General features: G+C 62.3%; 18 protein-coding genes. 9 read left to right on the top strand and 9 right to left on the bottom strand.

Annotation, left to right across the window (positions count from 1 at the left end; translation table 11 throughout):
- Window positions 1-10 precede the first annotated feature (10 nt).
- On the top strand, window positions 11-1,618 hold the full coding sequence (locus tag BMY71_RS05955; protein ID WP_092682335.1) for a GMC family oxidoreductase: 1,608 nt from the start codon (window positions 11-13) through the stop codon (window positions 1,616-1,618).
- A gap of 153 nt (window positions 1,619-1,771) precedes the next feature.
- Here the strand turns inward: BMY71_RS05955 and BMY71_RS05950 are convergent, their stop codons facing one another.
- Entirely contained in the window at window positions 1,772-2,533 is a 762-nt protein-coding gene (locus BMY71_RS05950; protein WP_092682333.1) for an SDR family NAD(P)-dependent oxidoreductase, read from the bottom strand.
- A gap of 116 nt (window positions 2,534-2,649) precedes the next feature.
- On the opposite strand from BMY71_RS05950, the gene BMY71_RS05945 reads away from it, so the two are divergent.
- The gene (locus BMY71_RS05945) at window positions 2,650-3,432 is read left to right on the top strand and encodes an SDR family oxidoreductase (RefSeq protein WP_011501921.1); all 783 of its coding nucleotides are present in this window, start codon (window positions 2,650-2,652) and stop codon (window positions 3,430-3,432) included.
- Between the two features lie 19 nt (window positions 3,433-3,451).
- Here the strand turns inward: BMY71_RS05945 and BMY71_RS05940 are convergent, their stop codons facing one another.
- Window positions 3,452-4,054, bottom strand: coding sequence for a response regulator transcription factor (locus BMY71_RS05940; RefSeq protein ID WP_092682331.1), 603 nt, complete (start codon window positions 4,052-4,054; stop codon window positions 3,452-3,454).
- Between the two features lie 310 nt (window positions 4,055-4,364).
- Between BMY71_RS05940 and BMY71_RS05935 the strand changes: the two genes are divergently transcribed.
- Together BMY71_RS05935 and BMY71_RS05930 are read left to right on the top strand one after the other, a co-directional pair.
- A complete protein-coding gene (locus tag BMY71_RS05935; protein WP_011501919.1) occupies window positions 4,365-5,420 on the top strand; it encodes a tripartite tricarboxylate transporter substrate-binding protein in 1,056 nt (351 codons plus the stop codon).
- Window positions 5,417-8,059, top strand: coding sequence for a hybrid sensor histidine kinase/response regulator (locus BMY71_RS05930; RefSeq protein WP_092682329.1), 2,643 nt, complete (start codon window positions 5,417-5,419; stop codon window positions 8,057-8,059). The genes BMY71_RS05935 and BMY71_RS05930 overlap by 4 nt, the downstream gene beginning before the upstream one ends.
- 50 nt (window positions 8,060-8,109) lie before the next feature.
- On the opposite strand, the gene BMY71_RS05925 is transcribed toward BMY71_RS05930, so the two are convergent.
- From BMY71_RS05925 to BMY71_RS05905, 5 genes are all read right to left on the bottom strand, one after another.
- Window positions 8,110-9,342: an EAL domain-containing response regulator gene (locus tag BMY71_RS05925; RefSeq protein ID WP_244525982.1), complete on the bottom strand. Its 1,233-nt coding sequence runs from the start codon at window positions 9,340-9,342 to the stop codon at window positions 8,110-8,112.
- 155 nt (window positions 9,343-9,497) lie between these two features.
- Window positions 9,498-9,818 (bottom strand): hypothetical protein, encoded by a 321-nt coding sequence (locus BMY71_RS05920; RefSeq protein ID WP_011501916.1) that lies wholly within the window; start codon window positions 9,816-9,818, stop codon window positions 9,498-9,500.
- A gap of 12 nt (window positions 9,819-9,830) precedes the next feature.
- The gene (locus BMY71_RS05915) at window positions 9,831-10,709 is read right to left on the bottom strand and encodes a CheR family methyltransferase (RefSeq protein ID WP_092682327.1); all 879 of its coding nucleotides are present in this window, start codon (window positions 10,707-10,709) and stop codon (window positions 9,831-9,833) included.
- Window positions 10,710-11,358: 649 nt separating this feature from the next.
- Complete coding sequence (locus tag BMY71_RS05910; RefSeq protein ID WP_092682325.1) at window positions 11,359-11,859, bottom strand: response regulator; 501 nt, start codon at window positions 11,857-11,859, stop codon at window positions 11,359-11,361.
- A 172-nt stretch (window positions 11,860-12,031) separates the two neighbouring features.
- Window positions 12,032-14,386 carry a phosphoketolase family protein gene (locus BMY71_RS05905; protein ID WP_092682323.1) on the bottom strand — a complete coding sequence of 785 codons (2,355 nt, stop codon included), beginning with the start codon at window positions 14,384-14,386 and terminating at the stop codon, window positions 12,032-12,034.
- Between the two features lie 377 nt (window positions 14,387-14,763).
- On the opposite strand from BMY71_RS05905, the gene BMY71_RS05900 reads away from it, so the two are divergent.
- The gene (locus BMY71_RS05900) at window positions 14,764-15,414 is read left to right on the top strand and encodes a BON domain-containing protein (protein ID WP_011501912.1); all 651 of its coding nucleotides are present in this window, start codon (window positions 14,764-14,766) and stop codon (window positions 15,412-15,414) included.
- A gap of 70 nt (window positions 15,415-15,484) precedes the next feature.
- Here BMY71_RS05900 and BMY71_RS05895 read toward each other — a convergent pair whose 3' ends face one another.
- Both BMY71_RS05895 and BMY71_RS05890 read right to left on the bottom strand, forming a co-directional pair.
- Window positions 15,485-16,924 (bottom strand): serine/threonine protein kinase, encoded by a 1,440-nt coding sequence (locus BMY71_RS05895; protein ID WP_092682321.1) that lies wholly within the window; start codon window positions 16,922-16,924, stop codon window positions 15,485-15,487.
- A 5-nt stretch (window positions 16,925-16,929) separates the two neighbouring features.
- Window positions 16,930-17,670: a metallophosphoesterase family protein gene (locus tag BMY71_RS05890; protein ID WP_011501910.1), complete on the bottom strand. Its 741-nt coding sequence runs from the start codon at window positions 17,668-17,670 to the stop codon at window positions 16,930-16,932.
- 242 nt (window positions 17,671-17,912) lie between these two features.
- Between BMY71_RS05890 and BMY71_RS05885 the strand changes: the two genes are divergently transcribed.
- From BMY71_RS05885 to hemN, 4 genes are all read left to right on the top strand, one after another.
- Window positions 17,913-18,344 (top strand): hypothetical protein, encoded by a 432-nt coding sequence (locus BMY71_RS05885; RefSeq protein WP_092682483.1) that lies wholly within the window; start codon window positions 17,913-17,915, stop codon window positions 18,342-18,344.
- Between the two features lie 157 nt (window positions 18,345-18,501).
- A complete protein-coding gene (bchE, locus tag BMY71_RS05880) occupies window positions 18,502-20,205 on the top strand; it encodes a magnesium-protoporphyrin IX monomethyl ester anaerobic oxidative cyclase (protein WP_011501908.1) in 1,704 nt (567 codons plus the stop codon).
- Window positions 20,177-20,887 carry a bacteriochlorophyll 4-vinyl reductase gene (bchJ, locus tag BMY71_RS05875; RefSeq protein ID WP_011501907.1) on the top strand — a complete coding sequence of 237 codons (711 nt, stop codon included), beginning with the start codon at window positions 20,177-20,179 and terminating at the stop codon, window positions 20,885-20,887. Before bchE ends, bchJ begins: the two co-directional genes overlap by 29 nt.
- Window positions 20,888-20,914: 27 nt before the next feature.
- Window positions 20,915-22,264: an oxygen-independent coproporphyrinogen III oxidase gene (gene hemN / locus BMY71_RS05870; protein ID WP_092682319.1), complete on the top strand. Its 1,350-nt coding sequence runs from the start codon at window positions 20,915-20,917 to the stop codon at window positions 22,262-22,264.
- Window positions 22,265-22,266: the final 2 nt, after the last annotated feature.

Raw genomic sequence — 22,266 nt, 5'->3', positions numbered from 1 at the left:
AGTTGAAACGGTGACGGACACGTATGACTTTGTCGTGGTCGGCGGAGGCTCTGGCGGTTGCGCCGTTGCAGGCCGGCTGTCGGAAGATCCGGGCACGTCGGTGGCTCTGCTCGAGGCCGGCGGCACCGCGGACAATTGGGTGGTGAAGACGCCCTACGCGCTGTCGCTGATGGTGCCGGGCAAGCTCAACAACTGGCACTTCGAGACCGTGCCGCAAGCCGGCCTCAACGGCCGCATCGGCTATCAGCCGCGCGGCAAGGGGCTGGGCGGATCGTCGGCGATCAACGCCATGGTCTATATCCGCGGCCACAAATGGGATTACGACCATTGGGCAGAACTCGGCAACGCCGGCTGGTCCTACGAAGACGTTCTGCCTTACTTCAAGCGCTCGGAGAATAATTCCGACTTCAATGGCGCGTATCACGGCCAGAATGGTCCGCTGCACGTCAACAAGCTCCGCACCGACAATCCGGCGCACGACATCTTCCTGCAGGCGGCGCGCGAAGCGCAATTCCGGATCCGCGACGACTTCAATGGCGAGGAGCAGGAAGGCCTCGGCCTGTATCAGCTCACCCAGCACAATGGCGAACGCTGGAGCGCGGCGCGCGCTTATGTGCATCCCTATATGACGACGCGGCCCAATCTGCGCGTCGAAACGCAGGCGCACGCCACACGCATCTTGTTCGAAGGCGGCCGCGCGGTCGGCGTCGAATATCGCCAGAACAACGAGACGCGGCAGGTCCGCGCCCGCCGCGAAGTGATCGTCGCATCCGGCGCATTCCAGACGCCGCAACTGCTGTTGCTATCCGGCGTCGGCGACGGCGCCGCGTTGAAAAGCCACGGCATCGCATCGATGCATCATCTGCCGGGGGTCGGGCAGAATCTGCAGGATCATCCCGACTTCATCTTCTCCTACATGTCGGACAGCCCTCACTTTACGGGCACCAGCTTCAACGGCATCGGCCGGCTGCTGTCGAGCATCGGCCTGTATCGCCGCGAGGGCCGCGGCCCGCTGACGACCAATTTCGCCGAGTGCGGCGGCTTCCTGAAAACGCGGCCGGATCTCGACATTCCCGACATTCAGCTGCATTTCGGGATGGCGATGGTCGACGACCACGGCCGCAAGCGGCACTGGGGCACGGGCTTCTCCTGCCACGTCTGCCTGTTGCGGCCGAAGAGCCGCGGCCGCGTCGGGTTGACCAGCGCCGATCCGCTGGCACCGCCGCTGATCGATCCGAACTTCTTCGGCGAGCCGGACGATCTCGAGGCGATGGTCGCCGGTTACAAAACGACGCAGCGGCTGGTGGACGCACCGGCGTTGCGCGCGCTGCAGCAGAAGAACCTGTTCACAGCGGATGTCCGCACCGACGACGACATCCGCGCCATCCTGCGCGCCCGCACCGACACCGTGTATCACCCCGTCGGCACCTGCAAGATGGGCACGAACGATCCGATGGCGGTGGTCGATTCACGGCTCAGGGTTCACGGCGTCGGAGCCTTGCGCATCGTCGACGCCTCGGTGATGCCGACCCTGATCGGCGGCAACACCAACGCGCCGACGATCATGATCGGCGAGAAGGCGGCGGATATGATTCGGGAAGAGATGCGGGCGATGTGATTTTTCACCGGGTGTCATTCCGGGGCGCCGCGCAGCGGCGAACCCGGAATCCCGAGGTGCTCTGAACTGCGGGATTCCGGGTTCGCTCACTGCGTGAGCGCCCCGGAATGACACCCGAGAGCCCGGAATGACACCGAGAGGTGATGCTGGTAGCTACGCCAACAAGAACCCGCCATCCACCGTCACCACACTTCCCGTCATGTAGCGCGACGCATTCGACGCCAGCAGCAGGATCGCGCCGTCGAGGTCGGATTCGTGGCCGACGCGTCGCTGCGGAATGCCCTTGATCAGTTTCTCCCCGCCAGGCGTCGACCAGAACGCGTGGTTGATGTCGGTGTCGATGTAGCCCGGCGCCAGCGCGTTGACGCGGATGCGGGCGCTCGCGAGTTCGAGCGCGAGGGCTTTGGTGGCCTGGATGATGCCGGCCTTCGACACCGCGTAAGGCGACAGGAACTTCATCACGCTATCGCCGAGCACCGAAGCGATATTGACGATGTTGCCGCCCTGCTGCCGCGCAATCATCCGCCGCGCGACCTCGGTTGCGAGGAAGTAAGCCCCCTTGAGATTGGCGCCGATCACGGCGTCCCAATCGGCTTCGCTCTGCTCGACCGCGAGCTTCTCGACCGCAATGCCGGCGTTGTTGATCAGCACGGTGACGGGGCCGAGGGCGGCCTCGCCGCGATCGATCGCCGTCGCCATCGATGCGAGATCGGTGACGTCCAACGGCACCGCGACGGCGCGGCCGCCCTTGTCCTTGATCTCCTGTTCGAGGCTTTTCAGCTTGTCGATCTGGCGCGCGGCGAGCACGATGCCGGCGCCGCGCTCGGCCAGCACGCGCGCGAACTGGCGGCCGAGCCCTTGCGATGCGCCAGTGACCAGAACGATTTCCCGGCTGACGTCGAACAGTGGATCCATGCTGCGTTTCCCATCGATGAATTAGGCGATGTCAATCACTTATCACGCCCGACCCGGTTGGCTAGAGTGCGGTCGCCGACCAGTCAGGCATCGAAGCACATAGCGGAGAGTGGAACGTGGATCTGGGAATCAAAGGCCGCCGCGCACTGGTTTGCGCATCGAGCAAGGGATTGGGACGCGCCTGCGCCGCCGCGCTTGCGGCCGAGGGCGTCCATGTCACCATGACGGCGCGCGGAGCCGAAGCGCTGGCGCAGGCGGCCGCGGCTTTGCGCCTGGCCTACCCCGACGTCGAAATCCTCGAAGTGGCCGGCGATATCACCACGCCGGAAGGCCGCGAGGCCGCGCTGAAAGCCTGCCCGGAGCCGGACATCCTGGTCAACAACGCCGGCGGGCCGCCGCCCGGGGATTTTCGCAACTGGAGCCGCGCCGATTGGATCAAGGCGCTCGACGCCAACATGCTGACGCCGATTGAATTGATCAAGGCGACGGTCGACACGATGATCGCCCGCAAATTCGGACGTATCGTCAACATCACCTCGGCCGCCGTGAAGGCGCCAATCGATGTGCTCGGCCTGTCCAACGGCGCGCGCACCGGCCTGACCGGATTCGTCGCCGGCTTGTCACGCAAGACGGTGCGGCACAACGTGACGATCAACGCGCTGCTGCCGGGTCCATTCGACACCGACCGGCTGCGCGGCGTTTCCGCAGGTCAGGCCAAGGCGTCGGGCGTCCCCGTCGAGCAGATCCTTCAGACGCGGATGAACGAGAACCCTGCCGGCCGCTTCGGGGATCCCGAGGAGTTCGGGCTGGCCTGCGCGTTCCTATGCGGCGCACGATCGGGCTATATCACCGGCCAGAACATCCTGCTGGACGGCGGTGCATTTCCCGGCACGCTGTGACGGACCGGCCAGCGCCTGGTCAGGATTCTGGCGCCGTCATCACGATCCGAACGAGGTCGGTCGCATTGCGCGCGCCGAGCTTTTTCATGATGTTGGCGCGGTGATACTCGATTGTGCGGGGGCTGATACCAAGCTGCCGCCCGGCTTCCTTGTTGGTGTTGCCGGACGCGAACAGTTCCAGCACTTCACGCTCACGCAAGGTCAGCGGCTCCTTGCCCGGGAAAATATACGACGGCGCCTTGACCGCCTTGCCCGACACGCTTCGCCGTGAATACGCGTCGATCGCCTCCTCGACGCGGGTGACGATCTCCTTGCCGCGGAACGGCTTCTCGATGAAGTCGAGCGCACCGTTCTTGATGGCGTTGACCGCCATCGCGATATCGCCTTTTCCAGAGATCATGAATATCGGAGCCGGATAATCCTCGGCGTGCAATTCGGCGAGAACGTCGAGCCCAGAGCGTCCCGGAATATGGACATCGAGCAGAATGCAAGCGGGGCTGCGGCTGCGAGCCACCGTCAGGAGAGCATCGCCATCGGCAAAGCAAACAACCTCGTAACCAGCGGCCGACAGCACGATCGAGAGCGTTTCGCGCACGGCCGGATCATCATCAACGACGAACACTTCCCGTCCCGACGATTTCTCATTCGTCGACCGATCTCCACAAAGCCTGCGACAATGACAGGGCCGCCCCGGCCCGTAGTTTTACGAATACCAAACTAACTCCCAGAACGCACCAAATCGTTACAATAAACGCTGGAAACTCCAAATACCGGCAGCGCTCTGTCTCCGCGACTACCAGACGCCCCCCGTGACATCTCTTCACATAAAATTCACGATGGAGAGATTCATTCGATCTGTCCGGACGTTTACGCACCGCTCATTAGTCTCTGAAAATACTACGAAATGAAACATTGCAGCCTCCATTAGCATTATGCACCAGATTCAAGCAAGCGAACGAGCCCGGCCGTGTAGGTCGCGCGTGGATAACTGGAACGGCCGATCAAGCCGTTTGTTGCTCGGCTTGCTAGCTATTTTGGCAGCCACGACGCCGGCTGCAGCGAAACTCGACTATCCGATGCGCGCCATCACCGTGATCGTGCCGTTCGCCGCAGGCGGCCCCACTGACATCGTCGCACGCATCGTCACCGCCCACATGGCGAAGACCTTTCGCCAACAGATCATGATCGAGAACGTCGTCGGCGCCGGTGGAACCACGGCTGCCAGCCGCGCGATGCGCGCCGCGCCAGACGGCTACACACTCCTGATCGGCCACATGGGAACTCACGGGAATGCCGTCGCGGTCTATCCGCAGCTCGCCTACGACCCGGTCAAGGACTTTGCGCCGATCGGACTTGTCATCGAAATGCCTTCGCTCGTCCTCGCGAGGGCGGACCTGCCTGCCCAGAATTTAGGCGATCTGGCTCGCTACCTGAACAATCACTCCAAGCTCACCACGATGGCCCACGCCGGTATCGGCTCGGTCTCCTACGCAACGTGTACGCTTCTGAACTCGATCATCGACGCTCATCCGGCAACGAAAGCATATCAAGGCACCGGCCCTGCATTGCAGGCGCTCATGGCCGGGCACGTCGATTACATGTGCGATCAGATCGTCAGTGCATTCCCTCGCATAAAGTCAGGAGACGTCAAGGCGCTGGCGATCGTGTCGCCGCGGCGCAGCCCGGTGCTGCCAGACGTGCCGACCGCGACCGAAGCCGGAATCGGGAATTTCGCAATCACGGCGTGGAACGCACTGTTCGCGCCGAAAGGCACGCCGCGGGAACTGATCGATCGTCTCAACGCTGCGCTCGGCAGGGCGCTCGACGATCCCGACGTGCGCAAGGAGTTGACCGATCTCGGCAGCGAAGTGCCATCGGTCGAGGAACGCAGCCCAGCTGAGCTCGCCAAACGAGTCGAGAGCGAGGTTGCGCGATGGACCCCAAGTTCGAAGCCACCCCCCGTGGGCGGCGAACGGGTGGCACAATGACCGGACATGCGAAGTCGAGCCGCCCGAACCTCCGACGCTCGCAGATTGCCCTCCGACTGATCTCCGCCGCGCTGATCGTGTCGATCGTCAGTACCAACCTGATCTTCCTCAGCGACCTTCGCGAGAGCACGTTGCGAACCACCGAAGCAAATCTGAAGCGGTACAACCTGACACTGGCCGAAGAAGCCGATCGCTCGTTCAAATCGCTCGACCTCGTTCTATCGAGCGTCAGCGACTACCTTGCCCGTCGCGGCGTCACGGACAGCGACTCCTACCAACGCACGATGTCCGATCAGGAAACTCACGCCTTACTCAAGGAGAAGGTCACCGGCCTGCCTCAGATTGACGCCGTGACGATGATCGATGCAAAGGGTAAACTGATCAATTTTTCCCGCTATTGGCCGATTCCCGACATCAACGTCTCTGATCGTGATTACTTCAAGGCGCTGAGCAGCGACGAAAACCTCGAAACCTACATTAGCGCGCCGACGCAGAATCGCGGCAACGGAACCTGGAACATCTATCTGGCCCGGCGACTCAACGATCCCGACGGCAACTTTATGGGCCTGCTACTCGGCGCGATGTCGCAGCGCTATTTCGAAAACTTCTTCGCAGCGACCGCGCCCGAGTCAGATACGAAAATTTCGCTTGTCCGCAGTGACGACCTGGTACTCGCCAGCTACCCCCATTCGGCAAAGACCGGCCAGTTGAAGGCGGACGGCGGGCGGCGGGCGCTACAGGCCGGTGGCAGCCTCCGTGAGACCAGCGAAGATGGGCATAAAAGTCACAAGACAATACTGCGCTCGGCGCGAATGCTGCCGAACTATCCGGTTTTGGTGACGGTGACGCTGAACGAGGAAAGCGAGCTACGAAACTGGCATGGAATGGCGAAACTCCTGCTGGCCATGTCGATCATCAGTGGGCTGATCATCCTCACCGGCAGCGTCGCCATCGCACGCTGGTGGAACAAGCAGGCACTCTACGCCGAGGCCGCCGAAGCAACCAGCGCTTCGAAGTCGAACTTTCTGGCGATGATGAGCCACGAAATTCGAACGCCGATGAATGCGGTGCTCGGCCTCGCCAGCAATCTGCTCGAGACCAAGCTCGCCCCGGAGCAGCGACGGGCGGTCGAGGGCATTCATTCCTCCGGAGACGGTCTGCTCAAGATTCTCGATGATATCCTCGAGTATTCACGGCTCGAGGCCGGTCGCTTGTCGATCGAACTGATCACTTTCTCACCGATCAATGTGGTTAAGCAATCATTGGATATGATTGGCCCACGCGCAGCGGCAAAAGGGCTCACCATTCGAACGGATCTGAGTGACAACCTGCCGCAGGCGCTGATCGGCGACCCCGGACGCATTCGCCAGGTCCTGCTCAACCTGCTTTCGAACGCGGTGAAATTCACCCCGTCCGGCACCATCGTCGTCGCCGTAAATTGCGTCTCCGACGATAGATCGACGGCACGCATTCAGTGGACCGTCACCGATACCGGGATTGGTATCGATCCCGATAAGATCGAATCATTGTTCGACGATTTCGTCCAGGCCGACAATTCGATCCGCCGCCGGTTTGGCGGATCGGGACTCGGCCTCGCGATCAGCCGCCGGCTGATCGAGCAGATGGGCGGGAGCATCAACGTGACATCCACGCCGGGGGTGGGATCGTCGTTCAACTTCACGCTGGCACTCGCGATCACGAGCGACGTCGCCCCGAAGGAAGAGTCCCCGACCGGCGTTACGGATCTGCACGCGCGCATCGCGGCGGGCGGACGGCCGTTGCGCCTGCTGATCGTTGACGACAACCCGACCAATCGGGCCGTCGCGGTCCAGATGCTGAGCGAATTCGCAATCCAGTGCAGTACTGCCTGCGACGGTACTGAAGCCGTCACCGCAGCGACTCGGTTCGAGTACGACGTCATCTTGATGGACATGCGGATGCCCGAAATGGATGGCCTGGAAGCGACCCGCTCCATTCGAGCCAGGGGCGGGCCACTGGCGACCGTGCCGATCATTGCGTTCACGGCAAATGCATTCGCCGAGGATGAACAAGCCTGCCGCGATGCCGGCATGAACGACCATGTCGCCAAGCCGGTCCGCAAGAACGCGCTGGTCAGCGCCATTTTGAGCGCGCTGCCGCCTTTGCAGGCTCGCAACGCGGCAGACGTCGGTTTACCTGTGGTTGCATCCGAACCGACGCCATCCGGCGACGTTGGCCGCGACATCGAAGGGCGTCCGGAGGTCGGGTCGGTTGCTTGTCCGATCGAGTCAGCACCGACTGCCCGGCTCTATGTCGGAAAGGCCGCCTTCGCCCATCTGGTCGCCGAAATCGGCGAGCAGGCGAGCCTGGACGTACTCGCTGTATTCGTCCGTGATGCAGAGGCGAAGCTCGGATTGCTCGATGCACTCAATGTCGCCACCGATCGCCGCAGGATCGAGCGCGAAGCCCATTCGCTGAAAAGCGCAGCAGGCACATTCGGACTTGATCGACTGGCTGGCCTTGCCCGCGACCTCGAGCGTCGCGCGCCGGAATTATCCGAAGCGGACTACGTAGTGCTGGTGGCTCAAATCAAGACTACCTTCGCAGCCGCACAGCGGACTCCAGTCGGCGACGACGAGCTCGTCGAGTTCGTCGCCTGACGCCGCAACGCAGTGTGCGGGACCTGCAGCCCGTTTCTCAGTCCGTTCGCTCAGGCTTGATGACGCTCTGAAGTTATTGCCAGCGAGTGCTGGCGGTTCCAATGGCGGCACCACTCATCGAAGGCATCACGCCTCATGGCGCGAGCGAAACCGTACCCCTGACCGATATCGCAGCCGAGTTCGTCGAGGGCACGCCAGGTTTCCGCGTCCTCAATGCCCTCGGCCACCGCTTTCATGTCGTACTGATGCGCGATCGCCACCGAAGCGGAAACCACCTTCCACATGTCGGCATCAGTCAGGCATTCCTTCACGAAGGACCGATCGATCTTGAGTTCGCTGAACGGCATTCGTGCGAGCGCCGCCAGCGACGAATAGCCGGTGCCGAAATCGTCGATCGAGATTCCGACGCCCTTGATCCGCAGCCGCAACAGGACATCCATCGCGCGGGCGATATCGGTCATCGCGGTGGATTCGGTAACCTCGATGATCAGCGCTTGCGCCGGAACGTCGGCTTCTTCCAGTTCTTTTTCGATCTCCTCAGGGATCGAGGTGTCCGAGAGCAGCGTCGCAGACAGATTGACAGCCACTTCGAACGAGCGGTCGAGTTCCAGGAAGTGCCGGGCCATCCGCACCGAATCGCGAAGCATCTGCAGAGTGATTGACTTGATCAGCCCACTTTGCTCGGCCAACGGAATGAACTCATCTGGGGCGACAGCGCCGAACGTTGGGCTGTCCCATCGCGCCAGAGCTTCGCATCCGACCACCTGTCCGGTCGCAAGGTGGACCTTCGGCTGAAACGCGGGATACAGTTCGTTGCGCTCGAAGCCGCGCAGCAGATCTTCCGAAGTGATCGGTCGCGGCCTCTGTGTCGGTCCAGGGCGCAAAGATCCCTGGTTGCTCGCCTTCAAGATCAGCGCCTCGCGAAGCGAGGCAAGGTCGATCGGCTTCGGCAGCGAGACCGCGTCCACAATGCCGGCGGCTCGCGCCATGCGGACCGTCGCGCTGAGAATCCGCCGATCGCAGCCGCTGATCACGATGACCCGTGGCGCCCTTCCGTGGTCGGCGATCAGGCGCAACAATTCGACGCCGTCTCGATCGCCGAGCGAGAGATCAATGGTTATGAAATCGAAGCCACCGGAGACAATCTGATCGGCGGCCGCCTGAAAGCAGTTGGCGAACATCGGCTCATAAGCGAGCCGGCGGCAGAGACTGCTGATAACTGCTCCCTGTAACGGGTCATCGTCGACGACAAGAACGCGGGTCGGCCGCGCCAAATCTGTCATACCCGTCATTGGTAGGTCCCGTTGTTGGTGTTCGTACGATTAAGTCACGCGCAACCCGAAGCGACACGTTAGTCGCCTGTGCTGAACGAAGTATTTTACGAATACTGGACGGGCTTATTCGCGGATGAGTGTGGTTACTGCTTTCTCGACGACGATCAGGATTCCAGCCGGTCCTCACGACCGCCGCTCGCCCGGCCGGGCTTACTCTTGGTCTTCAGGAAGCGAACATCGATTTCCGATCCGTTGACCCGGATCAATTCGCAGCGGCGATATGCCAATCCTGTTGAAGAAAGCAGAAGGAAGAATTCCTTGAGATTGAGACCCTCGATCGATCCCTCGAGTTCCAGTTCGGCTTCGAAGTTCGACACCGCTTTCAGCACGCAGCTTCGCCGCCACGTACCGTCGATCCCCATGATCCAGACGTTGTAACCACGCCCGAATGTCACGCGATCAGATCCGGTATTCTCACTCGTCAAGCCGATTTCCTCCTATCGGCCGACCAGACTCGCCGGTTTCAACGCACTTGCGCCAATGCCCGGCGCGAGCGAAGGCGAAGCTCCAGTATTCGGCAGGTACACGCCACGGCGTTTCGGACAGACCTTGTAGCTATCGGTCAGGCCGACCACCGTCTCGGCCGCGCCCAGGAACAGGTAACCGTCGGGCTCCTGCGCTTTCATCAGCCGGTTGAAGATGTCCGATTTGGTCGCCTGATCGAAATAAATCAGCACGTTGCGGCAGAAGATCACGTCGAACTTGCCGAGCGGTGCGAAGTCCTGCAGCAAATTGAACTTCCGAAACTGCACCATCGAGCGGACGTCGGCGTTGAGCTGCCACATCGGACCGTCCTGCTTGAAATACTTGACAAGCAGCTGAATCGGCAGGCCACGCTGGACCTCGAACTGGGAATAGAGCCCGGCTTTGGATTTTTCGAGCACCTCGGGCGACAGGTCCGTGGCGACGATCTCGATCCGCCAGCCGGTGAGTTCGGCTGCCTTCTCCTTGAGGATCATCGCTAGCGAATACGGCTCCTGACCGGTCGACGAGGCGGCGCACCAGATCCGTAAACTACGTCGTCCGGCGCGGGCCTTGATCAGTTCGGGGACCACACTGTCCTTGAAGTGATCGAACGGTGTCTTGTCGCGGAAGAAGAACGTCTCGTTCGTCGTCATCGCTTCGACCACATCGTGGATCAGCGGCTCCGAACCAGCCTTCATCTTCTGCACGACCTCGCTGATGCCCGCCACGCCGATCTTGCGGGCCAGTGGTAGCAGGCGACTTTCCAGCAGATATTTCTTGTCCGCAGACAGCAACAGGCCGGACCGGTCTTTCAGCACTTTCTGCAGATACTCGTAGTCGAGCGGGGTCATTTGGCCCTTCCTGTAGGGTTCGCGCGTGACGGACCACGTCGATGGACGGGCGATCGATCTGCACGTCCAGTCATCGTATCGACCTCACACGGCCATCGGCAGTTCTGTCCCACCGGCGATTGCGCCGGAAGAACGGTTGGAAGGCGCCCCGGCGGCCCCGCGATCGGCGCCGCCTCGCACTGAGACATCATGCATTCCCAAGCACCTTTTCTCGATCTTCCGAGGGTCACGGGACAACGCCCCGTCGATCCCGGAATTCGCGTCCTGACAGCTCTAGCTGTGATTGACCTTCACTCTCGTTAATTTTGGCCCTCGTAGTGGTACCAGCAATGAGGGCGTCCCACCCCAACCATACGTTGTAGATCAGCCCGCTCGTCCACTGCCGAGGAGCTTCCCGACCCGGCCTTGCGTTGTTTGCCGGCGCGCGCGATCGCCGGGCTGCAGACGGCTCGCGAGAAGGCGCTGCCGTTGAAACGTTCCGCGCAATCTCTTGCTTCGCCGCCCCTCCTTCTCGACGGCCGAGGCTGCGGCAGACGAGACCGCCTATGTCCGAGGGCACAACGATCGAGCGCAGGACGCGCAACTCAGGCGCACATCCGCGCTCAGCCTAATACCGCCGGAGGGGACTGGAATGGTAGCAGGCGGGCGCTCAGCCGGTACGATCGAACCGTGGACCGCAGACCTCGCCCCATGAGTGAACAATCGGCAAGCCGGCAACGTTGCTTCGGAGGTTGGCCAGCGAGATCCGTAGAGCAGCAAGGTCGATCGGCTTTGGGAAACTCTGCAGAAGGTCCATCCCGAGCGAACGGGCGAGAGCCCGCGAGGCGCGGCGGCGTTCCGAGTCCATCCCGCTGATCACAATCATCGGGCCGCTGTAGCGGGCGTCAGCCATCGCCCGCATAACGTCGGCGCCGTCACCGTCATCGAGCATGAGGTCGAGAGTCACGCAGTCGAAGCTCCGATCACGGAACAAAGCGATACCCTCGGCGCAGGAGGCCGCGTGGGTGACCGTATATCCTGCCTTTTCAGCGGCGCCGGCAATCAACATGCGCTGCATCGGGTCGTCGTCCACCACCAGGAGATTCAGCAGCCCGAGCAGTTTGTCGGCACCGATCTGCTGATGCGCTGCGACGTGTTCGCGCGTGTCCATCGGCCCGCTCCTTCGATTTGGGTTCCGCATCGCAATCCTTATCGGCCGCAGAGGAACCGTCCGTTAATCCGGAGACGGCAACGCGGCAGTCGCGTAACGCGGCTGCTCGATTGGTTGATGCTGGCTTACCTGTTCGGCGACGATTTGAGCAGACGGCGCGCGCAACGCCACCTCAGCCTTGCCAGCTCCAGTCGCGAACCTCGGGCATGTCGTCGCCATGTTCGCCGATATACAGCTTGTGCCGCTGCATCGTCGCCCAGTATCGCGCGGTCGCCGCCTCGACCTCTCCAGCGAGACGCGGGATCCGGCGGATCGCGTCGAGGGCCAGCCGGTAACGATCGAGATCGTTCAGCACCACCATGTCGAACGGCGTCGTTGTGCTGCCCTCTTCTTTGTAACCTCGGACGTGGATGTTGAAGTGATTGCGTCGCCGGTAAGTCAGTCGGTGGATCAACCACGGATAGCCGTGAAATGCGAAGACCACGGGCTTGTCGACGGTGAAAATCTCGTCGAAGCGCTTGTCATCGAGGCCGTGCGGATGTTCGGAGCTCGGCTGCAGCACCATCAGGTCCACGACGTTGACGACCCGGACGCGAATGTCGGGCACGTATTCGCGCAGCAGCATCACCGCTGCCAACGTCTCCAACGTCGGCACGTCCCCTGCGCAGGCCATCACCACGTCGGGATCATCCTCGCCATTGCTCGCCCAATGCCAGATTCCGGCGCCGGCCGAGCAATGCCTGACCGCGGAGTCGATGTCGAGCCACTGCCATTCCGGCTGCTTGCCTGCGACGATGAGATTGACGTAGTTGCGGCTGCGCAGGCAGTGATCCGCCACCGACAGCAGGCAGTTCGCGTCCGGCGGCAGATAGACCCGGACGACGCTCGCCTTCTTGTTGACGACGTGATCGATGAAGCCCGGGTCCTGATGCGAGAGGCCGTTGTGATCCTGGCGCCAGACGTGGGAGGTCAGCAGATAGTTCAGCGAGGCGATCGGGCGACGCCACGGAATCGCGTCGCACGTCTTCAGCCATTTGGCGTGCTGGTTGAACATCGAACCGACGATGTGAATGAAGGCTTCGTAGCACGAGAAAAAGCCGTGACGTCCGGTCAGCAGATAGCCCTCGAGCCAGCCCTGGCACAAATGCTCGCTCAGCACTTCCATGACCCGACCGTCGGGGCCGAGCGCAACGTCGACATCCTCGATCTCCGCCATCCACTCCTTGTCGGTGACCTCGAGGACCGCGTCCAGGCGGTTCGAGGCTGTCTCGTCGGGTCCGAACAGACGGAAATTCTTGGCGTCGAGATTCGACTTCATCACATCGCGCAAGAACGCGCCGAGCACGCGGGTGGCCTCGGCCTTGACCGTCCCCGGCCCGGATTGGGTCACCGCGTAGCCGTGGAAGTCGGGCAGCGACAGCGGCTGCAGCAATTCGCCACCATTGGCGTGAGGATTGGCGCTCATCCGGCGATGACCGGTCGGCGCCAGCACCGCCAGATCGTCGCGGAACTTGCCGCTGGCGTCGAATAGCTCTTCCGGCCGATAGCTGCGCAACCATGCTTCCAGAAGCTGGACGTGCGTCGGGTCCTTGAAACTTGCGATCGGCACCTGGTGCGCGCGCCAGGTCCCCTCGATCTGTTTGCCGTCGACCTGCTTTGGCCCGGTCCACCCCTTCGGCGTGCGCAGGATGATCATCGGCCAACGCGGCCGCACGGTGACACCTTGATGGCGTGCCGCAGCCTGGATCGCGCGGATATCGGCCAGTGCGCGCTCCAGCGCCGCGGCGAGCGTATGATGCACAAGCTTGGGATCATCGCCCTCGACCACGATCGGCTCGTAGCCGTAACCGCGCATCAGATCGGTGAGCTCCTGCCGGCCGATCCGCGCAAGAATCGTCGGATTGGCGATCTTGAAACCGTTGAGATGCAGGATCGGCAGCACCGCGCCATCCCGCGCCGGGTTGAGAAACTTGTTGGAGTGCCAGCTCGTCGCCAGCGCTCCCGTCTCGGCCTCTCCGTCGCCGACGATGCAGGCGACGATCAAATCGGGATTATCGAAGGCCGCACCATAGGCGTGTGCCAGCGAATAGCCGAGCTCGCCGCCCTCGTGAATCGAACCGGGCGTTTCCGGCGAAACATGACTCGGCACGCCGTTCGGCCAGGAGAACTGGCGAAACAAACGCTGCAGCCCATTGCGATTGCGTTCGATCGCCGGATAGCGCTCAGTGTAAGAGCCTTCGAGATACGAATTCGCCACCAGACCCGGGCCGCCATGGCCCGGCCCGATGATGTAGATCATGTCGAGGTCGTGCGCGCTGATCAGTCGGTTAAGGTGGACATAGAGCAGGTTCAGCCCCGGCGTCGTTCCCCAATGCCCGAGCAGACGCGGCTTGATGTGCTCGATCCGGAGCGGTTGTTCGAGCAGTGGATTGTCCTGAAGATAGATCTGTCCGACCGACAGATAATTAGCGGCCCGCCAATAGGCGTCCATCTTCTGCATCAAATCATCGGACAGCACGTCAAACATCACAAACTCCCGCCTCTGCATTCTATGTCACCGCGCGATGCGATTAGCACCGCGCGAATGAGACCTGTCGCCCTTCGCTGATTTTGACACACGACGCGCGTGATGCCTCGTTCGTTGGCATCGACAGGATCGAAACAAGTGTCAGCAAATCCTGACACTCGAGTCGCTCGCGAACGCGACGCAATGCGAGGACAACGACGATTGTCGAACGCTATCCTCGACTATTGGGTTGTTGGGATTACGGCGCCGAAACCATGATGACGGCGTTTGACGTAGATCAACCTTGACGTCGCTTCTTCTTGATTGGGATCAATGTGCTTGACCTTCAAGCACGGAAGATGCCGCCCGTTAGCGCGGCGGAACTCCAGAGGCCGACCATGTCTGAGTCCCAGCTTCGTCAAGACATCCTTGACGAGTTCGAGTTCGATCCGAGCTTCAACAGCGGGCACATCAATGTCACTGTTGAAGGCGACGTGGTGATCCTCACCGGTCACGTCATCAGCTACGCCGAGAAACTCGCGGCGATCGCAGCGACGCGTCGCGTCAAAGGTGTGCATGCGATCTCCGAGCACATCGACGTTTGCTACCCATTCACCAAGACCGCCGACGACCAGATCGCGCAGCGCGCATCCGACATCCTCGACTGGAACATTTTGGTGCCGGCGAATTCGATCGAGGTTCAGGTCGAAGATGGATGGCTGACGCTGAGCGGCACCGTTGACTGGTACTACGAACGAGCCGCCGCCGAGGACGACGTCCGAAAGCTCGCCGGCGTCGTCGGCGTTACGAACGATATCGTCATCAACAATCCACTCGGCGACCATTCCTGTATCCGGTCTAAACTCGAATCCGCACTTGAGCGCCACGCCGAGATCGCATCCAAAGGCATTCGCGTCACGGTGAAGAACGGCAACATGGTCGTTCTGGAGGGCCGCGTCGATACCTGGGACGAACGTCGCGCTGTTCAGAACGCCGCGTGGTCGACACCCGGCGTAGCAGCGGTTGATGACCGTCTGATGATCAACTGACTGAACGTCTCCACGTGGAGACGCCCGAAAGCCAATCCCTCGACACGACGATCGTCCTGCCTGGACCGCCTCAGTTGTCCTGAGACGCGGCATGTTTTCCAGATGTCCGCACCTGCGCGGCGACGGCGGAGCGGACGATCGTGACCGTGCAGTTCGCTTCGCTGGCGACCTTCGCCGAGACACTGCCGGCGAGTGTGCGCAACACCGAATTGCGGCGCGCGCCGATCAGAATGTGATCGACGCGGCTCGCCTGCGCGAATTCGAGGATCGCCGAGGCCGGATCGACCGCCTCGAGCACATGCACGGTGAGACGAGCGTCATCGAGCTTCAACGGCTCAGCCCAGTGCCGCAGCGCGACCAGACGATCGACATGCTTGTTGTGTCCGTGCTCGTCCAGCGTCCGGTCGATCGTCATGCGGCCGAGCTTCAGCACGTTAAGACAGGCGAGCCGCGCGGACGGCAGCGTCGCCAGGATGCGCCCCGCTGTGCTCCGCAACTCCTCGTTCAGAGTTGCCGCACCTTCCGATACGTCGATCGCGACCGCGACGATCGGGGCCGACGCGAGGTGCGCCGCGAGCGTCTCCTTGCGCGACCGCGTCAGCTCCTTGTTGAAGCGGCGGCGAAGCACCGTCTTCAGCGAATCGCGCTTCAGCTTCTCCGAGCGGGTGGTGAGTTTGACCTCTGTGGGATGGGTGAGATCGAACACCAGTTGCGCGGCCGTTGGGTAGCGCCAGGCCGGCTCGATCTCCAGACAACGCAGCACGATTTCCTGTAGCCAGGGCGGATAGTCCGGTCGCAATTTGCGCGGCGGCGCCGGATCGCGCCACAGCCGCCGGCGCATGCCGTACATCGTCTCGGTTTCGCCGAACGGACGGACGCCGGTGGTGAAGAAGTAAAGCAGCACGCCGAGGCCGAACAGGTCGCTGCGCGGATCGTTGCGCACCCCGAGAAGTCGCTCCGGCGCCATATAGGGCGCGGTGCCGAACGGAAGCCGGAATTCCTCCTGCATCAGGTCGGGCAACTGATCGCTGCAGGCAAGCCCCATGTCGAGCAGAACCGCCTCGCCACTTGGCCGGAACATGATGTTGCTGGGTTTGATGTCGTGGTGGATCACATGCTGGCGATGGAGATCGGCAAGCGCTGCGGCGATCTTCGCCGCGATCCCGACGGCCTCGTCATCGGACAACGGCAGATCAGGCAACCGCGACAGCAAAGGCTCGCCGGCGATCCGCTCCATCACGATGTAAGGCTGCGTCGAAAAATCGGCGAGTCCGACGAATCGGGGGACATGCGGCCCGCTCAGCCGCGGCATCAGCATCTGCTCCATCTCGAAGCTGACGATCGCGGCGGGGTCTTCGCCCTCGCCCATCCGCGGAATCTTCATCACCATGGGCGTCGGATCGTCGGCGCGCCGGACCGCGAACAGGGACGCCATGCCGCCGCGATGCAGCGGACCCTCGATGATATAGCCGTCGACCACCGAGCCGGGCTCGAACGAGTGGCGATCCATCGCGATCACCGCCCGACGAGCAGACGCTCGGCAAGCCAGATCGGCAGGCCGTTGTCTCGAATCCGGCGGACCGCGCCCTCGACGTCGTACGGCACGCGGCAATAGGTCAGCTCGCGCTTCTCGGTATTGTAGAGCGCATAGGCCGCCGCAGGATTGCCGTCGCGCGGCTGGCCCACCGAACCCAGCACGGCGTGCCATTGCCGGCCAGGCAACAGATGCACCGGGACGTCTGCGGTCGGCACGAAAGTGGTCATCTTGCCGGTGACCGACAAAGAATAAAGTGCTGGCTTGTGGACGTGGCCGCAGAACGTCACATGCGCCGCGACGGACTGCATGCTGCGCGACGCGATCGCAGTGTCGGTGACGTAGATCCAGCTTTCCGGCCGCGTCGCTTCGGAATGGACGTAAAGCAGGCTGCCGGCCTCATGCTTCATCGGCAAGCCTGCGAGAAACTGGCGCTGCGCGACGTCGAGCTGACCGCGGGTCCACTCGATCGCCGCCTCCGCCTCGGCGTTCATCTGCACTTTCGGATTGCCGATCGCGCTGTCGTGATTGCCGAGGATGGCGATCGCACCGTTGTCGACCAGATCGATCACGCTGCTGACGGTCCAATCCGGATCGGCACCGTAGCCGACATAGTCGCCGAGCAGAACGAACTTCTCAGCCCCCTGCTCGCGCGCCTTGGCCATGCACGCTGTGAAGGCCTGCCGGTTGGCATGAATGTCAGCAAAAAGCGCAAGCAGCACGTCCGACCTCCCGCTTCCTTGACCCGCTCTTTGCGAGCGGATGTCGATTGTTGGCACGTCACGCCCGGAGGCATGAAATCGCGGTCTTGGCAGTCGTTTTCAGTGCTGCCGTTCGGACCGGCGCGACCCAGTCATTATAACATCTTTGATCCATCGCAACCGCGTCGCACTCCTTGATCTGGCGCAATGGGATGCAGAACGCCGGTGAGTATATCAGCACAATAGTTGCGTTGGAGGCGATCATGTCTGCATCCGGCAATCCTAGCATCAGCAACGCGCCCGTAACCGATGTCGTCGCCGCCGTCGTCCGAGAATGGGAAGAGATCACTGCCAGCCCGGGCGAACTCGAAGCATTCGGCCGCGCAATGGCCAACATGGTGAAGGATCTCGACCTGTCCCCCTCCGAGGTGCGCGCGCTCGCGACCAAGGGAAGCAGCGCCAAGGAGCTCCCCTGCCTGCTCGACGCGCTCGGTATCAGTATCCGTGCGCTCGCGGAAAAGGACCCGATGTTGCTCAACGATCTGCGGCGAACCTGCGCGATGTGCGAGCACAAGCGGGAGTGCAACGACGACATCGTCGCCGGCACGCTGCTGCAATCGTATCAGCGCTACTGCCTGAACGTCGACTCGCTCAGGGCGCTCCAGCACGACGCCAACTTTGCTGCGGAGTCTTGATACCTGCCGACAGGATCTAGACGCCGCCCCCTACGCATCCCGGAGAGGCCTGAAGCAAGTGTCTCCGGCTTGCGATCCGCCGTTCGTTTGATCTGCGTCAACAATGGTTGACACTGCGTATGTCATCGTTTCTTGACAATCATGGGAGATTAAGTCAGTGCGCATCCTGCTCATACACCCGAATTATCATTCCGGTGGCGCCGAGATCGCCGGCCACTGGCCCCCGGCGTGGGCGCCGTATCTGGCGGGCGCGCTGAAGACAAACGGGTTCACCGACATCAAGTTCGTCGACGCGATGACGGAGGATCTTTCGGAAGATAAGCTCGCCGCGATCATGGCGGAGTACAAGCCTGACCTGGTCGGCGTCACCTCCATCACGCCGTCGATTTACGCGGCCGAGCAGACGCTGAAGACGGCCAAGCAGGTCGATCCGAAGGTCGTCACCATGCTGGGCGGCGTGCACGCCACCTTCATGTATCAACAGGTTCTGACCGAAGCGCCGTGGGTCGACGTGATCGTGCGCGGCGAAGGCGAAGAGATCGTCGTCGAGCTCGCGCGTGCGGTCGAGTCCGGCCAGTGGCAGGCCAATCGTGCGGAGATCAAGGGTCTCGCTTACACCGAGGGCATGAACGGCGAGAGCAAGATCGTCGCCACGCCGGCCGCACCGACGGTGAAGGACCTCGACGCGATCAGCCCGGATTGGGGCATCCTCGACTGGACCCTTTACAAATACATCCCGATGAACACCCGCGTCGCGATTCCGAACATGGCGCGCGGCTGTCCGTTCACCTGTTCGTTCTGTTCGCAGTGGAAATTCTGGCGCGACTATCGCGTTCGCGACCCGAAGAAGGTGGTCGACGAGATCGAAGAGTTGGTGAACAAGTATCAAGTCGGCTTCTTCATTCTGGCCGACGAAGAGCCCACCATCAACCGCAAGAAGTTCATTCAGTTCTGCGAAGAACTGATCGCGCGCGGCCTGAACAAGAAGGTGCAGTGGGGCATCAACACCCGCGTCACCGACATTCTGCGCGACGAGCAGCTGCTGAAGTTCTACAACGAAGCCGGCCTGATGCACGTCTCGCTCGGCACCGAGGCTGCGGCGCAGCTCAAGCTCGACCTGTTCAACAAAGAGACCAAGATCTCCGACAATAAAAAGGCGATCCGCCTGCTGCGCGAAGCCGGCATCGTCGTGGAAGCCCAGTTCATCGTCGGCCTCGACAGCGAAACCCCGGAGACGCTGGAAGAAACCTATCGCATGGCGATGGACTGGAAGCCGGATCTCGCCAACTGGTCGATGTACACGCCGTGGCCGTTCACGCCGCTGTTCAAGGAACTGAGCGACAAGGTCGAGGTGTTCGACTTCGCCAAATACAACTTCGTCACGCCGATCGTGAAACCGGCGGCGATGGAGCGCGGCGAACTGCTCGACCGGGTGATGAACAATTATCGCCGGTTCTACATGTACAAAGCGTTCTTCTCCTACCCGTGGTCCGGCACCGGACGACGACGACGTTACCTGCTGGGCTGCCTCAAGGCGTTCCTGAAGGCCGGATTCGAGCGAAAGTTCTACGATCTGGGCCGGGTCGGCTATTGGGGGCCGCAGTCGAAGAAGAAGGTCGACTTCCACTTCGACACGACCCGCACGATCGCCGACGCGCAGACCTCAGACTGGGAAGCCAACGCCGATCGTTCGCGAAAGTCGGCGGCCTCGCAGATGGCCATCGTCTCGGCCTGCGGTGGCGGCTCCGAGCAGATGTCGGAACCGAGCAATTGTGAAGTCGCCAAGGAAGCATTGGCGGAGACCGTAACCAGCCGCATGGTGGACAACGCCAATGAAGCAGGTTCGCACACCCGCCACTGACGCCGGGACCGGTCCGGCAGTTGCCGAGATCGGCCCTAACGCGGTCACGCAGTTGATCACCGCCCTCGACGCGGCCGGCCTTCAGCCGGCCGCGAGCGAGATCTTCTCGGAGGCGGCTGCGAGCGACTGGCTGGCGCATCCGCCGACCGCGATGGTCGACGAGCGCCCGGTCGCGGCGATTCATCGGACGGTCCGCAGACTGCTGCCGCCGCAGCAGGCGGCGGCGATTCTCGACGACGCCGGGCGCCGGACCGGCGACTATATCCTCGCCAACCGGATTCCGAAGCTGGCGCAGACGGTGCTGAAAATCATGCCGGCGCCGATCGCCGCGCGAATGCTGACCAAAGCAATCGGCGCTCATGCCTGGACATTCGCCGGCTCGGGCAAGTTCTCGTCGCGCGTCGGCAAGACCGTCGTGTTCGAGATCGCAGCCAATCCGCTATGCGCCGGCGAGCACGCCGACCATCAGGTCTGCGTCTGGCACGCCGCCGTCTTTCAACGGCTGTTCCAGGTGCTGGTGTCGCCCTATACCAGGGTGACCGAAACCACCTGCGGAGCCCGCGGCGACGACTGCTGCCGCTTCGTCGCGGACTGGACCACCATTCCGGACGCGGCCAACATTTATGCGACCCGGCGCTCGACCTCGATCGCCGGCAATTCCGAAACCCTTTCCGCGCGTTGATCCGCGGACGATGTGAGAGAAACGCCAATGTCGTCTGCCCTCGACAAATACGCCAAGAGCTCGGTGCCGCGTTACACCAGCTACCCGACCGCGCCGCACTTCGCCAACGAGTTTCCGGAATCCGTCTATCGCGGCTGGCTTGCCCAGCTCGACACCGACGAGCCGATCTCGCTGTATCTGCACGTGCCGTTCTGCAAGCAGATGTGCTGGTACTGCGGCTGCAACATGAAGCTCGCGTCGAAATACGGACCAGTCGCCGACTATGTCGAGAGCCTGATCGACGAAATCGATCTGGTCGCCGACGCGATGCCCGGAACCCTGCCGGTGCGCCATCTGCATTTCGGCGGCGGCACTCCGACCGTCATTGAGCCCGAGGACCTCGGCGCGATCATGACACTGCTGCGGGAACGCTTCGAGTTTGTCTCCGACGCCGAAGTTGCGATCGAAAGCGATCCGCGCACCCTGACCGACGAGATGGCCGCGAAGATCGGCGAGCTCGGCTTCACCCGCGCGAGCTTCGGCGCCCAGGAGTTCGACCCGAAAGTCCAGGCGGCGATCAACCGTATCCAGCCGCCGGAGATGGTCGCCCATGCGATGGCCCGGTTCAAGGCGGCGGGCGTGCAACGGATCAATTTCGATCTGATCTACGGCCTGCCCTATCAAACCGCCGAAGACCTGCGCAGCACTGTCGAGCAGTGCGTCGAAATGAAACCGGACCGGGTCGCGCTGTTCGGCTACGCGCATGTGCCGTGGGTCGCCAAGAACCAGCGGATGATTCCCGACGACTCGCTGCCCAAGTCGGATTTGCGCTCCGAGCAAGCCGACGCCGCGGCGGACGCGCTGGTCAAGGGCGGCTACGTCCGGATCGGGATCGATCACTTTGCGCTGCCCAATGATTCTCTGGCGATCGCCGCGAAGACCGGCGAGTTGCACCGCAATTTTCAGGGCTACACCAGCGACGCCGCACAGACCCTGATCGGGATCGGCTCGACCTCCATCGGCCGTACGCCGAGCGGCTATCTGCAGAACATCAGCGAAACCGGCGCCTGGGCGCGCGCCGTTGCGGCCGGCAAGCTGCCGGTCGCGCGCGGCCACACGCTCACCCAGCAGGACAATCTGCGGGCGCATGTGATCGAGCGGATCATGTGTGACGGCAAGATCGATCTCGCCGCGGCAGGTCGCGCCTTCGGCTATGCCGATGATTGGTATGCGCCGGAAGAGGAAGCGCTTGCCGACCTGCAGCGCGATGGCGCCGTGGTCTGCGATCATGGCAAGCTGACGCTGACGCCGGAAGGTATCCGGCTATCGCGCGTGGTTGCCTCGGTTTTCGACACCTACCTGCGCAATTCGTCGGTCCGGCATTCGGTCGCCGTCTAAAG

It is taken from the genome of Rhodopseudomonas pseudopalustris, assembly GCF_900110435.1.
Taxonomy (GTDB): Bacteria; Pseudomonadota; Alphaproteobacteria; order Rhizobiales; family Xanthobacteraceae; genus Rhodopseudomonas; species Rhodopseudomonas pseudopalustris.
This window is presented reverse-complemented; position numbering and strand designations above follow the sequence as displayed.

Excerpts from the sequence above, each read along its gene's own strand:
- BMY71_RS05950 (WP_092682333.1), bottom strand. The coding sequence starts at position 2,533 with ATGGATCCACTGTTCGACGTCAGCCGGGAAATCGTTCTGGTCACTGGC.
- BMY71_RS05935 (WP_011501919.1), top strand. The coding sequence starts at position 4,365 with ATGCACCAGATTCAAGCAAGCGAACGAGCCCGGCCGTGTAGGTCGCGC.
- BMY71_RS05930 (WP_092682329.1), top strand. The coding sequence starts at position 5,417 with ATGACCGGACATGCGAAGTCGAGCCGCCCGAACCTCCGACGCTCGCAG.
- BMY71_RS05925 (WP_244525982.1), bottom strand. The coding sequence starts at position 9,342 with ATGACAGATTTGGCGCGGCCGACCCGCGTTCTTGTCGTCGACGATGAC.
- BMY71_RS05915 (WP_092682327.1), bottom strand. The coding sequence starts at position 10,709 with ATGACCCCGCTCGACTACGAGTATCTGCAGAAAGTGCTGAAAGACCGG.
- BMY71_RS05910 (WP_092682325.1), bottom strand. The coding sequence starts at position 11,859 with ATGGACACGCGCGAACACGTCGCAGCGCATCAGCAGATCGGTGCCGAC.
- BMY71_RS05905 (WP_092682323.1), bottom strand. The coding sequence starts at position 14,386 with ATGTTTGACGTGCTGTCCGATGATTTGATGCAGAAGATGGACGCCTAT.
- BMY71_RS05900 (WP_011501912.1), top strand. The coding sequence starts at position 14,764 with ATGTCTGAGTCCCAGCTTCGTCAAGACATCCTTGACGAGTTCGAGTTC.
- BMY71_RS05895 (WP_092682321.1), bottom strand. The coding sequence starts at position 16,924 with ATGGATCGCCACTCGTTCGAGCCCGGCTCGGTGGTCGACGGCTATATC.
- BMY71_RS05885 (WP_092682483.1), top strand. The coding sequence starts at position 17,913 with ATGTCTGCATCCGGCAATCCTAGCATCAGCAACGCGCCCGTAACCGAT.
- bchJ (WP_011501907.1), top strand. The coding sequence starts at position 20,177 with ATGAAGCAGGTTCGCACACCCGCCACTGACGCCGGGACCGGTCCGGCA.
- hemN (WP_092682319.1), top strand. The coding sequence starts at position 20,915 with ATGTCGTCTGCCCTCGACAAATACGCCAAGAGCTCGGTGCCGCGTTAC.